16 protein-coding genes are annotated in these 15884 nt (G+C 27.9%); 7 read left to right on the top strand and 9 right to left on the bottom strand.

The features are described from left to right. Positions 1–526 precede the first annotated feature (526 nt). Positions 527–1435, bottom strand: coding sequence for a hypothetical protein (locus tag BM027_RS13955; protein ID WP_139209552.1), 909 nt, complete (start codon positions 1433–1435; stop codon positions 527–529). A gap of 194 nt (positions 1436–1629) precedes the next feature. Between BM027_RS13955 and BM027_RS13950 the strand changes: the two genes are divergently transcribed. Both BM027_RS13950 and BM027_RS13945 read left to right on the top strand, forming a co-directional pair. Then, on the top strand, positions 1630–2325 hold the full coding sequence (locus BM027_RS13950; protein WP_090093082.1) for a response regulator transcription factor: 696 nt from the start codon (positions 1630–1632) through the stop codon (positions 2323–2325). 4 nt (positions 2326–2329) lie between these two features. Then, positions 2330–3811, top strand: a complete 1482-nt coding sequence (locus tag BM027_RS13945) for a HAMP domain-containing sensor histidine kinase (RefSeq protein ID WP_090093079.1) — start codon at positions 2330–2332, stop codon at positions 3809–3811. 190 nt (positions 3812–4001) lie between these two features. Here BM027_RS13945 and BM027_RS13940 read toward each other — a convergent pair whose 3' ends face one another. Further along, positions 4002–4562: a hypothetical protein gene (locus BM027_RS13940; protein ID WP_090093077.1), complete on the bottom strand. Its 561-nt coding sequence runs from the start codon at positions 4560–4562 to the stop codon at positions 4002–4004. Between the two features lie 307 nt (positions 4563–4869). Between BM027_RS13940 and BM027_RS13935 the strand changes: the two genes are divergently transcribed. Then, complete coding sequence (locus BM027_RS13935; RefSeq protein WP_423230335.1) at positions 4870–5124, top strand: substrate-binding domain-containing protein; 255 nt, start codon at positions 4870–4872, stop codon at positions 5122–5124. Between the two features lie 100 nt (positions 5125–5224). Here BM027_RS13935 and BM027_RS13930 read toward each other — a convergent pair whose 3' ends face one another. The 7 genes from BM027_RS13930 to BM027_RS13900 all read right to left on the bottom strand — a co-directional run bounded on the left by BM027_RS13930 (position 5225) and on the right by BM027_RS13900 (position 12826). Continuing rightward, a complete protein-coding gene (locus tag BM027_RS13930) occupies positions 5225–7060 on the bottom strand; it encodes a peptidoglycan-binding domain-containing protein (RefSeq protein ID WP_090093072.1) in 1836 nt (611 codons plus the stop codon). A gap of 291 nt (positions 7061–7351) precedes the next feature. Further along, the gene (locus tag BM027_RS13925; RefSeq protein WP_090093069.1) at positions 7352–8002 is read right to left on the bottom strand and encodes a CatB-related O-acetyltransferase; all 651 of its coding nucleotides are present in this window, start codon (positions 8000–8002) and stop codon (positions 7352–7354) included. Positions 8003–8376: 374 nt separating this feature from the next. Continuing rightward, positions 8377–8856, bottom strand: coding sequence for a 23S rRNA (pseudouridine(1915)-N(3))-methyltransferase RlmH (rlmH, locus tag BM027_RS13920; protein ID WP_090093066.1), 480 nt, complete (start codon positions 8854–8856; stop codon positions 8377–8379). Positions 8857–9084: 228 nt separating this feature from the next. Continuing rightward, positions 9085–9726, bottom strand: a complete 642-nt coding sequence (locus BM027_RS13915; RefSeq protein ID WP_090093063.1) for a lactate utilization protein — start codon at positions 9724–9726, stop codon at positions 9085–9087. Positions 9727–10148: 422 nt separating this feature from the next. Next, entirely contained in the window at positions 10149–10652 is a 504-nt protein-coding gene (locus tag BM027_RS13910; RefSeq protein WP_090093061.1) for an SEC-C metal-binding domain-containing protein, read from the bottom strand. 86 nt (positions 10653–10738) lie between these two features. Then, positions 10739–11530 carry an MBL fold metallo-hydrolase gene (locus tag BM027_RS13905; RefSeq protein WP_090093059.1) on the bottom strand — a complete coding sequence of 264 codons (792 nt, stop codon included), beginning with the start codon at positions 11528–11530 and terminating at the stop codon, positions 10739–10741. Positions 11531–11560: 30 nt separating this feature from the next. Further along, positions 11561–12826 carry a UDP-N-acetylglucosamine 1-carboxyvinyltransferase gene (locus tag BM027_RS13900; protein WP_090093057.1) on the bottom strand — a complete coding sequence of 422 codons (1266 nt, stop codon included), beginning with the start codon at positions 12824–12826 and terminating at the stop codon, positions 11561–11563. Positions 12827–13220: 394 nt separating this feature from the next. Here BM027_RS13900 and BM027_RS13895 point away from each other — a divergent pair, with 394 nt between their 5' ends. From BM027_RS13895 to BM027_RS13880, 4 genes are all read left to right on the top strand, one after another. Then, positions 13221–13760, top strand: coding sequence for a hypothetical protein (locus tag BM027_RS13895; RefSeq protein WP_090093055.1), 540 nt, complete (start codon positions 13221–13223; stop codon positions 13758–13760). A gap of 174 nt (positions 13761–13934) precedes the next feature. Beyond that, positions 13935–14411, top strand: a complete 477-nt coding sequence (locus tag BM027_RS13890; RefSeq protein WP_090093052.1) for a dUTP diphosphatase — start codon at positions 13935–13937, stop codon at positions 14409–14411. A 67-nt stretch (positions 14412–14478) separates the two neighbouring features. Then, entirely contained in the window at positions 14479–14910 is a 432-nt protein-coding gene (locus BM027_RS13885) for a DMT family transporter (protein WP_090093048.1), read from the top strand. Between the two features lie 95 nt (positions 14911–15005). Continuing rightward, entirely contained in the window at positions 15006–15821 is an 816-nt protein-coding gene (locus BM027_RS13880; protein ID WP_090093045.1) for an MBL fold metallo-hydrolase, read from the top strand. The last annotated feature ends 63 nt before the right edge of the window (positions 15822–15884 follow it).

Below are 15884 nucleotides of genomic sequence, written 5' to 3'. Positions count from 1 at the left end.
TATACTTGATAAAACATCACAAGAAAAAGAACTTTAAATTAGGATATTCCTAAAATTAAAGTTCCTTAAAAATTATTTTGCCTAGGTATATTATTGCCACTAATTGGAGATAATATACGTAAAGGATAAATAATTCAATCACTATAAATATACATTATTAGACAAAATTAAAGATTAGTTTAAATATTTAAGTTATACATTATTTCTAAGAAGAAAATCAGAATACACAAAAATATTTACACCCTCAGCTAACTTTCTATAAATTATTATATATTTTAGTTTAGATTTATTTTATCCTTTGAATATTAATGCTAAAGTATGCTCTTCACTTGAATCTACTGCATTAATCTTATTTTTATTCGAATTACTGTCAACATTTCTTGAAGGTCCTACTTGTTTATTAAAAACTTGGCTTGTTCTCTCATCTTTCTTACTTACTTTAACTTGTTGTTGAATATGAATTATTTAATTATGATGAAACTGATAAAATATTTATAATTGACCTCCTAAATTTTCTTGAAATTTGCTAGAATTCAAAAGCACTTTCAATTGAATCCTCTTGTTCCTGTGTAATTGTTCCTGATGACACCAAGCTATCTAATGGGTTTGTTTTATTTAAGTTATTATTACTTGGTCTATTTGCCTTTATTGCTTCTTCAAATGCATTTCTAATTGAATCTTCTTGTTCCTGTGTAATTGTCCCTGATGACACCAATCTATCTAATGGATTTGTTTTTGTTTTATTTAAGTCATTATCACTTGATCTATTTCCCTTCCTTGCTTCTTCAAATGCACTTTTAATTGAATCTTCTTGCTCCTGTGTAATTGTCCCTGATGACACCAATCTATCTAATGGATTTGTTTTTGTTTTATTTAAGCCATTATCACTTGGTTTATTTCCCTTCCTTGCTTCTTCAAATGCACTTTTAATTGAATCTTCTTGCTCCTGTGTAATTGTCCCTGATGACACCAATCTATCTAATGGATTTGTTTTTGTTTTATTTAACTCATTATCACTTGATCTATTTGCCTTCCTTGCAGACTTAAAAGCACTTTGAATAGCCTCTTTTTGATCTTGTGTGATTGTTCCTGTAGTTACTAAACTATCTAATGGATTTTGATGTCTAGTTTTATTATTGTATGTTCCTGTCGCTTGAATTGCCTTGCCTCCAGCTTGAAACGCACTTTGAATAGCATTCGCTTGATCCTCAGTGATTGTTCCTGCAGCTACTAAACTATCCAAAGGACTATTCTTTGATGCGACTTGTGTAGACCCATTCAATGTTTGAAGTGCTTGTTGACTAATTATCATAGAATCATTCTCTTCTTGTCCTTTTTGATCTTCAATTTTAGATTGTTCTAAAGACTTCGCTTCCTGTATTCTTTTTAGATCGTACATATCAATGGTATTTTGAGTATTGCTTATTGTATTCATATGATTATCTCCTTTAATCTGCTTCCTTGCATTTATTTTATCCTATATATTATCTATCGGAATATAATGCCTTTTAATCTAACGTAATGCTGTGGCAATTCTGTGGCAACTTTGTGGCAAGCTTAAATAACTTAAATTTAAAATAATATTATTTTCTGTTTATGATAAAATATAGCTTGAGGTGAATTAAATTAATGAATAAAAAATTAATATATATTGCTGATGATGAAATCAATATTTGTAATATTATAAAATCATTTCTCGTTAAAGAGGGCTTTGATGTAGAAATATTTACAGATGGACGTTCCATTCTTGAAGCTTTCAATGAAAAACAAGCAGATATGTTGATATTAGATATCGTCATGCCTGAGATAGATGGATACACACTTTGTTCCTTAATCCGCCTTAAAAGTTGTGTGCCAATAATAATTGTATCTGCTAAAGATACAGAAATTGATAAAATATCTGGTCTTAAGCTAGGTGGTGATGACTATCTTACTAAGCCCTTTAGTCCATTAGAACTCATTGCCAGAATCAATAGCATTTTTAGAAGAATAGAATTGGATAAAACACCTATTAGCGATAGTCAAATTGTTAATATCTCTGATATTTTAATAAATCCTGATACTAAACAAGCCGAAATTAATGGTAATAACTTAGGTCTTACCGTAATGGAATTATCCTTGCTCTACTATCTTATAAAGAATAAAAATAGGGCTGTCAGTCGTAGTGAGCTTCTAGATAAAATTTGGGGATTTGAAAATAAAGTAGAAACCAGGGCCACTGATGATATGATAAAAAGGATTAGAAAAAAACTTTCTGATGGAGGTTCAGTACTAAAAATTCATACAATATGGGGTTTTGGATTCACAATAAGAGATAAGGAATGATATTATGAAAAGAAACACAATAAAATGGAGATTTTTTAAATATAACATTATTGTAATTATTATGCTAATCACATTCACTACAATAATATTTAATGTAGCTGTACGTATGTATATTGAAAAAAATATTGTAGAACAGTTAAATAAAATAGCATCAAGTGCTGAAGATACTGCATTGCAACATGGACCAGACTTTTTTCCAGAAACCCCACGAATGCCATCTCCTAATGTGCAAGATAATGAACTTCCACCTACTGATTCACAAGAAAATAATGACCTTTTCAGATACTATTTTATGTTAGATCGTTCACTAAAAGAGCCTCTTACTTTATTAAATGCAGACTTTATTTTACTAGACCAAAATAAAAACAGAATTACTCCTTTTCCAGAGAACTCTGCTTCTGTTCCTGCTGATCTTATGAAGCAGCTAACAAATGAAATTAATAAATCTAAAAAAGTTGACCAAGAGAAGTACTTAAACTTTAATTTATCTGATACTAAATACACAGCAATTATAAAACCAGTATCTGATAAAAATTCTTTCGGTTTAGGTTGGGTAATCATATACTCAAATATTCAACAAATAAACCAACTACAATTAGGTATAAATATAATCCTTTTTTTTATACTTATTTTTTCCGCTTTAATTACTATAGTATTTTCTTCTCGTGTCTCCAAGAAAATATCTGAACCATTTTATCATCTTAATCAATATATAAATGCTATTTCAGAAAGAAACTTTGGTACTAAAATTGAAATGCCCGTATATGATGAATTACAAGAATTTGTAAATAATATAAATATTATGTCTGAAAAACTTGAAACCTATGATAAGGCCCAAAAAACTTTTTTGGAAAATGTATCTCATGAGTTTAGAACTCCTCTCATGTCTATTCAAAGCTATGCTGAAGGAATTAAATATGAGGTTATTGATAGTAATAGTGCTGTTCCTGTTATACTTGCTGAAATTAAACGTATGACCCACTTGGTAGAGAATTTATTATATTTATCTCGCCTTGATGCAATTGAGGAGAATTATAACTGTCACAATTTGGATTTTAGTGAATTAATAAAGAGATGTGTGCATCGTATGATCGGGATTGCTGAAAAAAATAACATAACAATTACCACCAGCTTCCTTAAAGAAATAATTCAAATTCATGGAGATGAAGAAAAGCTTTCTCGTGCAATTACTAATATTATTAGTAATTGCATACGTTATGCAGATAGTGTTGTTATTGTTGCACTAAACGTTATAGATAATAACAAAGTGCAACTTATTATATCTGATGATGGTCCAGGCTTTGAAAGCAATGAACTTCCTAATATATTTGAAAGATTCTACAAAGGAACAAACGGAAACTGTGGACTTGGACTATCCATAAGTAAGAATGTTGTTGAAAAACTAAATGGTAAAATTAGTGCTAGAAATTCAAAATCAGGTGCCTTATTTATAATTGAGTTACCTATATCTCATAATCATAATTGACTTTAGATATAAAGAAACAATAAAACCCCATATAATTTTATATTATTAATATATATATTCTAATATCATAAATTCAAATCTTAATTAAATTTTGGGATTGTATAACAAGTTCTTTTATTAAAAAATAAGAAGTACCTCTTTAGATACTTCTTATTTTTTAATACCATCTTCTTTTTAATTCATAATATTACTATTTAGAATTTGTTTTTCCATTTTGATTTATAACTGGTCTAACATTAATATTTGAAATAGTTTCTTTTTCCTTATCTGAATAAGTTATTTGAAGTGTATCTCCCACTTTTATATCATTAACAGTAAGATCTTTTGATTCTGAACCTTGTTGTCCTCTATTCATAGTTTTTATTTGTATTCCATCGCCAATTGTAATATCTTTAGTTTCACCTGTATACTCTACCTGTCTGTTTTCTGGTGCCTTAGGAGCTTGCCCGTTTTTATTATTCACATCTGAATTTGTTTTATCTGCATTCTTGCTTGCATTTTTTTGACTGCTTCCTTCAGGTCTTTCAGGAGTTTTAATAACTTTTAGTGTTATTTTATTTCCATCTATGCTTGCGACTTCTCCTTCTAAATCTGCCCTTTGAAAATTCTTCTGCTTAGTTGATCCGTCATCAGTTGAAGTACTTTGAGTAGTTTGTTTGCTTTGAGCACCTGTAGTAGTATTAGCACCACATCCCACCATTAAAGTAGTTGTTAACACTATACCAGCTAATGTATAAATAATCTTTTTCATCTTAATCCTCCAATGTAAAATATTATATAGATTTATTACTACTTTAAATAATACAACGATAATGTAACAGTTATATGACAATTTTGTTACTTAAACGACACAAATAAAAATTATTATAAGTATATAGTTAAATTTAAAATAAGTCGTAACATTATGTATCTTGGAATGTCAGCAATAATATTAGGTATTTCCTTTTATGAATAAATTAGAAGGAGCGGATCACATCACTATTGTTAAAAATATTTATAACACCTTTATAAATTAGAATAAATATGTAAAATTACTTATAAGTAAATTAGTTGATGGCGTGATATTTGCATCAGGTGGATTTAAGGTGTTAATTAGAGAAGGATATAGAGTGCCGAAAGATATTTCTATTTTAGGCTATGACAATATAAATATATCATATATACTAGAGCCTGAATTAACTACTATTGCTCAGCCAATTTATGAAATGGGACAAAGTGCCTGTGAATTATTAGTAAATATGATTAATGGGACTACAGAGAATTTAACCATAAGTTTAGATCCTACTTTAATAGAGAGAGATACTGTTAGTTAGTTACTACTTTAATTAATTAACTAATTAGACCCCCAACAAAGTACAGCCTATTATCCTGCTGTACTTTGTTGGGGGTCTAATTATGTTTTCTTATTTTACTTTATTTTTCTCTAATTTTTCTACCACTATACAAAGCTTCATAGGTTGAGGATATTTTATTCCAAGTAATTTCATCAACTACTCCAGTAACTTTTAATCCAAGTTGTTTTTGTAATTTTTCAACTGCAATCTTAGTATCATTATCAAATTTACCAGTTCTAGGTATCTCACTTATCCTACAATTATTTTTTGCAATAACATTTATATAGTCTTGTAATACCATAACATAGCCATCTTGATCCCCAAACCCAAGATCGAAACCAGGATACTCATATAATATATCAGATTTATTAACATTCTCTACACTATCTAAGCTAGTATATACTAATATTAATTTTCCCCAATCATTAACTCCAATTCTTCCATTAACATCTAATCCGAAGATTTTTTGAAAAATCATTACAGAACTTTTTGTTTTTTTATTAAACACTCCATCTACACATATACTTGGTATTTGTTTATAACGTTTTGCTATTGCTTGTAAATAAGTCTGTAACCACTTAACATCCTCACCAACTAAACACTCCCTTAGTACATATCCTGGGTATTGACCATCGAAATCTGGTTGTACATACCCAGATGGTTTTTCTTCATTATACTCAGGCTCTTGTTCAAGCTCTGCTAATCTCTTTACACCAACATAAATACTTGATATCCTATACCAAGTAGCCCTTCCTACAATTCCATCTTGAGTAAGATTAAAGACCTTCTGAAACATCTTAACAGCATCCTCAGTTTGCTTATCAAATTTCCCATCCTCAGATGGTATTTTAGGAATAGCTGGAAAGTTTTTAGATATTCTATTTAATTGTTTTTGAATAACCTTAACATTATTATTTTCATCATTAAGCCTAAGGGCAGTACCTGGATAAGATTCTGGTATTCCTTCAATCGTTGTTGCTCTAACTAAAGTTTTATCATAGCCAAAATAATACTGAATAATATCTAAAGCCTCCATACCGGCATTAGCTAAATCTACAGACCCCCATTGTGATAATCCATCACATTTAACTGTTGTTCCATTACAATACTGTGCAAAAAATGGTGTCTTATTTCCAACCGTTATAATGTATTTACTAAAAATTTCATCAACTATTTTGCTTATATTTTCAAATATATTTCTACCTTTTATAAAGTATTGATCATAAGCAGTTGAATTTGTTATTTGGAAAGAGTATCCCTTATTTCTATACCATTCTGTATAAATTCTATTTAACGCAAATGATATCTGACAATAAATGTTAGCCTTTAGGGATTCTTCTGGCCAAGTCGGGTAAATTTCACTTGATGCAACATTTTTAATATAATCAACAAATCCTACTGTTACATTTTCTGCTGCTGAACTCGGAGATCCCAAATGCACTACAATAAATTCTGGTATATAAGGTTTATCCAATACAAATGGTTGAACCATTGTACCCATTTGTTTATCTCTTGGAGCTTTAAGTACAAGTTGTTCAGGTGGTATAACAATTTTTTCTGGTGAAACATTAAATTCACTAATTTCATTTTCCTCGATTACCTCAATATTCTGTATTGAAGTATTTTCTTCAAAAACACTTACTCCCTCTACAATAACTTCTTTAAAACCTTTAGCTAAAATATCGATGTTATAAAGTCCATAAGGAATTACACCCTCTTCATATGGTTTTTGAGATAAACTTTTTTCAGGAGTAGTAACTTCTATTATTTCACTTCTTCCACTGATATCAAACGCATCATTATTTTCATAAATTACATTGCCGTTTTCAGCATTAGTAATCTTAAGCTTTGCATCTGTTTTAGGTAAAGCCTCTTTAACCTTAAATAGCCTTACTAATATATATCCTTTTGCCAAAGTAATCTCCTCACAAATTATTCTTACATTAATTTATGAAGATCACATACAAATGGTGCTATCTGTTTATTAGTGATATAACCTGGATTTTCATAAAACACCTTACATATTAAAATTAAAGAATCACCCTGACAGCCATCAGAGTGATTCTAATAGTATAAAGTTCTACTAATACTTGATTTAATAACTTTTTCACTATTACTCTTTTAAAATGTCATAGTTCTTTTATTTATATCATTTATTGTTTTATAATTATATTCGTGCATCACACTTTAATAAAGTAAATGTACATTATATTATATTGATTTCATAGTATTTGTACAATTTATTTATGTCTGAACTAGACAATATATCTATGCTATTTTTAATATGATTTTCTTCCCAATCCCACCATTTCATTTTAAGTAACATATCTATCTTATCTTTATCAAATCTTTCTTTTATATGTTTTGCAGGATTTCCTCCTACAACAGTATAAGGATCTACATCTTTTGTAACTACTGATCTAGATGCAATTATTGCACCATCTCCAATTGTAATTCCTGGCATAATCATTGCTTCTGTACCAATCCATACGTCATTACCTATAATTGTATCTCCTTTGGGCTTATATGAATCTAATAACTTATCTTTAAATGGATATACAGTTATCCAGTTAGGGTTATGATTGTGATTTCCTCCCATCATAAATATTACTCCGCTAGCAATACAACAATATTTACCTATTTTTATTCTATCTAAAGTCCATCCGTAGTCTTCTATAGGATTATACATTTCTTTAGATTTTTCATCGCCCCATATATATCTTACACATATATCTTCAAAATCTCCACCTGCGTAATATCCTGAATAATAAGTGTATTCTCCAACTTCAATTAAGGGATTTTTTATTGTATCCTTTAAATATTTTATTTCTGTCCAATGATTAAATGTATTATTCATCTTATCCTCCTAAATTTAATCTTCTAAATATCCCTTAACTTAATTCACACTGCCACATTCCTAAACTTTTTAATTCTCTTTACCATTCTAAGATACTTCCTTAAATTTTATTATTTCTTATATATAAGTGAATCTGTGTCAATATTTTAGACATAAATAATTAAAGTACGCTCTCTATTTTTTCATACTCACCTAAGATTATAAACCAAATACTTCTATGTATTTTTTTCATATTATACCATCCTTATGAACGAATATGTATTCATATAACAAAAGATATTACCATAATGTTATGACAATACTTTTTCATGGATTTCAATGGTTGAAACAATGTATACCTTACTACTATAATCTTATTTTAGTAAAAACCTCATTTATTTATGGTATGGTTCTCCATTACTTATTCTAAAGTTCCTATAAATTTGTTCTAGTAACATAACTCTAAAAAGTTGATGTGGAAATGTCATCTTACTAAAGCAAAGACTATAGTTAGCTCTTTTTAAAACTGAATCACTTAAGCCTAAACTACCTCCAATAATAAAACATAGATTACTATTTCCTCTTACTCCGCAATCATGAATAAACTTAGATAATTCTTCTGAAGATAACGTTTTTCCTTTAAGATCTAATGTAATTACAAACATATTATCTTTTATAATATTTAAAATTTTATTTCCTTCTTTATCTTTTATTATAAGTTCATCCTTTAATGATGCATTATCAGGTGTTTTCTCATCATCTAATTCAACTATATTCAATTTACAGTAACGTGATAATCTCTTTGAATATTCTTCAATTGCATGCTTTAAGTATTTTTCTTTAAGTTTTCCTACTGAAATAATTGTTATGTTCATAAAATCTCCTTAACTTAATATATTCATTAGTTTAAACATAATGAAAGAAAATAACAAATCAAAGTTGCAAAATAAACTAGCTGACTTAATTGTTATTTTTTTAATATGCCTTATATTAGGCTATGTTTTAAAATAGTGTTGATATTTTAAAACATAGCCTAAATAAAAGTAGCACCAATTCGGGATTTCTCCTGCACTGATGCTTCCATAGCTTAATATATTATATTTTTAATATCCTAAACTAGTATTCATAAAAATTACATGTATTCTATCTTTATCTACTTGCCTTTTTATTACTATGTATTCATTACATAGTCTTTCTTTGCTATTACAATCCATACAAGTACCTACTTTTGCACATGGCGTTACTCTATTTAACCTCTTTGCATTTGCTGGTGCAGATACTTGTCTATTTCTTTGTATAGCACCTTCTAGTGTTGGTACAATCTTATTAACTCCAACAATCACTATTACCCTTTTAGGCCCATATAACATAGCCGCAACTCTATTTCCAGTTCCATCAACATTATATAATTCCCCGTCTTCAGTAATTGCATTTGAGCTCACAAAATATGCATCACTGCTAAAAGCTTGAGTATAAATATCTTTAACTTCATCTTGTGTAATTCCAGGTCTATTTCTATCTAAAAAATCATATTTTCCATTTTTAAGATAATCAATAATACCTGACTCAAATAAAGTCATAGAACCTCCACATGTAACTGTACTTCCCGGCTTTACTATTTGTTCTATTGTATTTATTAACTCTTCTTTAGTAGCTACTAGATATCCATTCATGTTATTTTCTTTTAATGATTTTATTGTTCTTAGAATTTTTTGTTCATTTAACTGCATCATATTATTATCCATATCTATACCCCCAAAAGCTCTTTAATGTATTCCATTATATTATTGCTTCATAAATATTACTATAAATGTACTCTTAAATATCTATAAATTATACATATTAAATTAAAGTAAGTTTATATATAAGTAAATATATTAACAAGTTAAAAATACACATGTATTAACTAATACTTTAAATAAGAAACTTATGCGACTTTAATAAATATTATTTTGTTTATTACTTAATAATATAATTAAATGGAGTTATCTCAAGATACTTTTGAGACAACTCCTAATCATTTATCAGATAGCTGCATCCATAATACTCCTACTTCTACAATTGCAAGATAATGGCTACACGTTCCTAGATAAGCTCTTCTAATCTTCAGATATAGATTGATACTGCTATTATAAAAACTCCCTCTGAAGATAGGAATCACCTTATACTATTTGCCTTGTCCACAACATTTTTTATATTTTTTACCACTTCCACATGGACATAAATCATTTCTTCCTACTTTTTCAATGTTTCTAACAATTTTAGAATCTCTAAATTGTTTTTGAATTTCTTTTCTCTTTTCTTCAGAAAAAATTCCATCCCATTGAGGTAAAGTATAAAGATATTCAGCCTTTGCATCTAACATATTGTAGTATAAAGTTTCTAAATTGATATCTAATACTATTTCTGTATCTGCATCTATAATTTCAAGATCATATTGATCCTTTAAGCTATCATTTATTCCATCAATGAATCCCATCGTAAATTCTAATGAAGAATCATATTGCTTTGCTAATTCAGTAATTGTAGTCTTTTTAATTTCCTTATGTTTAGCTAATAAATCCTTATATATGCTCTTTTCTAACTTACTATATTCTTGCCAAAAAGCATTTTCCCCTTTATTCTTTACATAATCTACAACCATGTCAGTCCAATTTGTATATAAACTCATTTTTAAAATCCTCCCTTAAACTCATTAATTTATATTCTATTTATAAATTATAATTTTAACTAATTTATAATAAACCAAGCATATTTTTAGATTTGTATATATTCACTTGGTTGATTTCTATTTGCCATAGTTAATGTTATGTCGTGCTCATCACTGATTCCATTCTCTCTTAATACATTTATTACTGTTTGATATGCTAAGTCTGGTTGATTATTAGTATTACTTAAATGTCCTAAAATTACTCTTTTATTAAGACCATTTCTAACTAATTCTACAACTGCTAAAGCACAATCATCATTAGATAAATGTCCTATTTCACTTAGTATTCTTCTTTTTAATGAATATGGATATGGTCCATATTTGAGCATACTAACATCATGATTACTTTCAAGCAAAATAACTTGTGATTCTTTAATATTATCATAGATTTCTTTTGTGAATGTGCCTATATCAGTTGCTACACTAACTTGCTTATTATTATTGCTCACAGTATATCCCATTGGAGATATTGAATCATGAGGAATATTAAATGCTTTTACATCTAAATCATTTATTTGAGTAACTGATCTTTTATCGATAATTTTTATATTATGTTCTTTTATTTTGCCAATTAATGACTCCATTTTATCCCACGTATCACAATTTGCATATATTGGTATATCATATTTTCTAGATAGAACTCCTACTCCTTTAATATGATCACCATGTTCATGTGTAACAAAAATTCCATTTAACTCTTTTGGATTTTGGTTTATTTGTTTCAATGCTTCATCAATTTTTTTACCTGGAAGTCCTGCATCTATTAATATTTTTGCTTTATCAGAAGCAACAAACATACTGTTACCACTACTCCCGCTATATAAAGAACAAAATATCATTCAAATTCCCCCTATGATGACATTAAAAAATTATTCTTCGACTCTAATTCTTTTAATATCTGCTCCTAAAGCTTTAAATTTGTTTTCTATATGTGGATATCCTCTATCTATATGTTCTATACTTGTTATCTCAGTTGTACCTTCAGCTAACAGTCCAGCTATAACCATAGCAGCACCAGCTCTTAAATCTGTTGCTTTTACTACTGCTCCTGTAAGTTTATTAACACCTTCAATAATTGCTACTCTACCTTCTACTTTAATATTCGCACCCATTTTTTTAAGTTCATCTATGTGTTTAAGTCTGTTTTCCCAAATTGATTCAGTTATTAAACTTTTGCCTGGTATAATGCTCAGTAATGTTGACATAGGTTGTTGAATATCTGTTGGAAATCCAGGATATGGAGTTGTTTTTATATTAACACTCTTTAATTCCTTATCAACAGAAACCCTTATGCAATCATCACCTTCCTCAATTATTGCACCCATTTCTTTAAGCTTTGCTGAAATTGATTCTAAATGCTTTGGAATAACATTTTTTACATAAACATCGCCACGAGTTGCAGCAGCAGCTATCATAAATGTACCTGCTTCAATTTGATCGGGTATTACACTATAAGAACAACCCTTTAATTTTTCTACGCCTTGAATTCTAATTACATCTGTACCAGCACCTTTTATATTAGCACCCATTGTATTTAAAAAATTTGCTACATCAACCACATGAGGTTCTTTAGCTACATTTTCTAATACAGTAACTCCATCTGCTAACGTTGCTGCTATCATCACATTTATTGTAGCCCCAACTGATACCACATCAAAAAATATGTTAGCTCCAATTAATTTTTTTGCCTTAACGCTTACTGCGCCATGCTCTATTACAACATCTGCACCAAGTGCTTCAAATCCCTTTATATGTTGATCTATTGGTCTAACCCCTATCGGACATCCGCCTGGAAGTACTACTCTAGCTTCTTTAAATCTCGATAACAAAGCTCCTATAAAATAATATGAAGCTCTCATTCTTCTAACATCATCTGTAGATGCATCAAATTTATTTACATTTGTACTATCTATCTCTAATGTATTGTTATCTATCTTAACTGTATTGCAACCTAAACTTTTAAGTATTCTCTCTAAGCAGTGTACATCTTCAATATCTGGTATGTTATCAATTGTGCATTTGCCTTCACTAGCCATTATAGCTGCTGGTAATATTGCAACAGCTGCATTTTTAGCTCCAGTGATATCAACACAGCCTCTGAGGATATTCCCTCCGTTTATAACTAATCTTTCCATTGAATCCACCCTATTCATAAAATATATATTAATTATTTCGTTAAATTTTCATTATATTTATATTAACTAGACATTATTGCCCTATTTTATTATTAAAATCTACTTTAATCATTATATCATAAACTAAATTTATTTAAATATATTTTTTCCTTATATTAATAGTTTTTTCAAACATTTTACTTGATAAATTCCCTTATTTAGGATTTTAGATGAAATATAGTTATTTTTTACTTTAATATAAGCATATCTAGTAATTATTATATTAAATATTTCGTTACAAATTTATTATCCTCATTCATTATTTAATTATTCTTCTATTCTTTTCTTTTACTTATTATGTTATAATTTATTAAAACTTTGTAATTAAGAAAATAATTCAGATTGTGAGGTTTACATGAAATATTATATAGTTGCATTATTTGATGATGAAACATATCAAGTAATTTCACCAATTCAAAAAAATATGTCAAAAAAATTTAGAGCTAGTAGAAATTCTACTATGCCTTTTATTCCATTAGGTATAGTTGATAATCCAAATTTAGATAAATTATATCCTGTTATTCAAAAGATTATCTCACCATATAAAACTTTTAGAATTGATGCTACTGATTCTGTGTATTTATATGATAACACTAAAAGCATTAATTTAAGAATTGATAATAAGGGCTATATTAATAGAATTTCACGTTCACTTAAAGATATGCTTATATTAAATGGGTTTAATGTGAAATTTTTTGAAGATAACTTTATTTTTCTTGCTAGTATGGGATATATATCAAAAGATTATAAAAAACAAGATGTAAAATTAAATTTTCCTAATATATATAAAGATAATTCTTTTATAAAATTAAGAATTAAAAAAATAGAAGTATGGAAAATTCCTACAATAAAAAAAGATATTCCATTAAAGTCATATATATTAAAAGAATTTTAATTATGCAAGATATTTTAGAGGAATTGTTATATATACAATTCCTTTTTTCGTTGTAATTTTCTGAAATAGCAAGAAAATTTAAAAAATTTTTTTTGTATTCGTTTTCTGAGCTTTATTTTATTATAATTTTTTTGTAAAATGGTAATAATGATTTTAAAAGCAGGAGGATTCAGAATGGATATTAAAAACCTCTTTAAAGCTCAAAGAACGTATAATAGTCATTTAAGCTTAAATGATGAATTGGATTATTACAAATTAGAAACACGAAAGCATTTAGAATTTCATGTTAAAATTAGTGATTTAGCAAATGAAACAAAATGTTTTAAGTATTGGAAAGACAATAACAACCTTATAGATATGCAGGTAATATTTAAAAAATATATAACTTGTTTATCTCAAATTTTAACTTTAGGTATTGATAATAATTATGATGACATAACAGATGTTTGTGTAAAACCTAACGACTATTGTTTAAGTGATCAATTCTTAAATCTATACATTGATATTAATGACTTAATAATATCACCATCAAAAGATCATTATCTTACTATATTTGAAGATCTTTTAAGTTTGGGTATAACCTTAGGTTTTACACAAAATCAAATTCAAAATGAATTTTCAAAAAACATGTATGAAAAAGTAGCTCTTTAATGAGCTACTTTTTTTATTTTCTTATATTTACTATATCAAAGGGCATACTACTTTTGAGGTGATTTTTATGATGGGAATAATTTACGCAATAATTTCAGGAGTTTCTATGACTCTACAAGGTATATTTAACACAAAGCTCGGAGAAAAAATAGGTCTATGGGAAACAAATGTTATAGTTCAACTTACAGGACTAATAGTAACCCTAATTATTGCCTTTATTTGGGGTAAAGGTAATTACAGCAACATAAAAGATACCAATAAGATATTTTTATTAGGCGGATTGCTAAGCGTTATTATAATATTTACAGTAATGAAAAGTATAGGTGGAATGGGTACTACTTATGCTATTGGAATTATTTTGATAGCACAATTACTGTCTGCTGCTATAATTGATACTCTTGGTTTATTTGGTAACGAAAAAATTAAATTTTCATTACATGAATTTATAGGTGTTGCTATTATGATAATTGGTATTGTAATATTTAAGTGGAAACATTAAGCATATTCAAAAAATAACAAGTCAGTATGACTAGTCTATTTTCTTTCATGTACCTTAAGTGTTTTTGATAATGTCTTAGGAAGGAAGTATTAATTTTGAACTTTTTTAATAATATAAATTTTCTATTCCACTTAACTAGTAACAATGTAAAGGAATATTTTAAAAAAAGAATAAATACAAAATCTGATGATTTAATGTTAGATTCTATTAATTGGTTTGGTCATGCAACCACAGTTATGAATTTATCTGATAAGATTATTATTACTGATCCAGTATTATCTGATCTTTTAGGATATTTTAAGAGAGTTGTTGATAAACCTACCTATTTACAAAATATAAAAGTAGATTATATTCTTTTATCTCATGGGCACATGGATCATATGCATTTCCCATCTCTTCGTAAATTAAATAAAGATGCAATTGTAATAGTACCTAAGGGATATAAAAAAATTCTTAAACTATTAGGTTTTAAAAACGTATTTTTATTACATCCTGGTGAAATTTATGAAGATAATAATTTAAGAGTTACTGCTTATGAAGCAAAACATGATGGAAGAAGATTTTATGTTGGTTTAGATAATGAAAGTCTCTCCTACTTAATTGAAAGAAATGATAAAAAAGTTTTCTTTGCTGGAGATACTGCTTTAACAAATAATTTTAAAAATATTACTTGTGATGTTGCTTTGATGCCTGTTGGATGCTATAAACCCGAGAGATTTTCTCATATGCATTGTACTCCTAATCAAAGCTATGAAATGTTTAAAATGATGAATTGTCCTATAATGATTCCTATACATTACAAGACTTTTAAACTATCATTAGAAGACTTTGAAGAAACTAATTCTCTGTTATTAAATTTAAAAGACAACAATGTTAAAATAATTAATATCGGTGAAACTTATATGTTTTAATGCATTTGTAGTAATAACATCTTTTGCTTTATGGCAAGTGATAAAAGTAATATTAAACTTTTA

The organism is Clostridium uliginosum, assembly GCF_900112485.1.
GTDB lineage: Bacteria > Bacillota > Clostridia > Clostridiales > Clostridiaceae > Clostridium > Clostridium uliginosum.
This window is presented reverse-complemented; position numbering and strand designations above follow the sequence as displayed.

Bases quoted from the DNA above. Each gene is read 5' to 3' on its own strand.
- BM027_RS13955 (WP_139209552.1), bottom strand. From the start codon at position 1,435: ATGAATACAATAAGCAATACTCAAAATACCATTGATATGTACGATCTA.
- BM027_RS13950 (WP_090093082.1), top strand. From the start codon at position 1,630: ATGAATAAAAAATTAATATATATTGCTGATGATGAAATCAATATTTGT.
- BM027_RS13905 (WP_090093059.1), bottom strand. From the start codon at position 11,530: ATGATATTTTGTTCTTTATATAGCGGGAGTAGTGGTAACAGTATGTTT.
- BM027_RS13940 (WP_090093077.1), bottom strand. From the start codon at position 4,562: ATGAAAAAGATTATTTATACATTAGCTGGTATAGTGTTAACAACTACT.
- BM027_RS13915 (WP_090093063.1), bottom strand. From the start codon at position 9,726: ATGGATAATAATATGATGCAGTTAAATGAACAAAAAATTCTAAGAACA.
- BM027_RS13900 (WP_090093057.1), bottom strand. From the start codon at position 12,826: ATGGAAAGATTAGTTATAAACGGAGGGAATATCCTCAGAGGCTGTGTT.
- BM027_RS13925 (WP_090093069.1), bottom strand. From the start codon at position 8,002: ATGAATAATACATTTAATCATTGGACAGAAATAAAATATTTAAAGGAT.
- BM027_RS13895 (WP_090093055.1), top strand. From the start codon at position 13,221: ATGAAATATTATATAGTTGCATTATTTGATGATGAAACATATCAAGTA.
- BM027_RS13890 (WP_090093052.1), top strand. From the start codon at position 13,935: ATGGATATTAAAAACCTCTTTAAAGCTCAAAGAACGTATAATAGTCAT.
- rlmH (WP_090093066.1), bottom strand. From the start codon at position 8,856: ATGAACATAACAATTATTTCAGTAGGAAAACTTAAAGAAAAATACTTA.
- BM027_RS13945 (WP_090093079.1), top strand. From the start codon at position 2,330: ATGAAAAGAAACACAATAAAATGGAGATTTTTTAAATATAACATTATT.
- BM027_RS13910 (WP_090093061.1), bottom strand. From the start codon at position 10,652: ATGAGTTTATATACAAATTGGACTGACATGGTTGTAGATTATGTAAAG.
- BM027_RS13885 (WP_090093048.1), top strand. From the start codon at position 14,479: ATGATGGGAATAATTTACGCAATAATTTCAGGAGTTTCTATGACTCTA.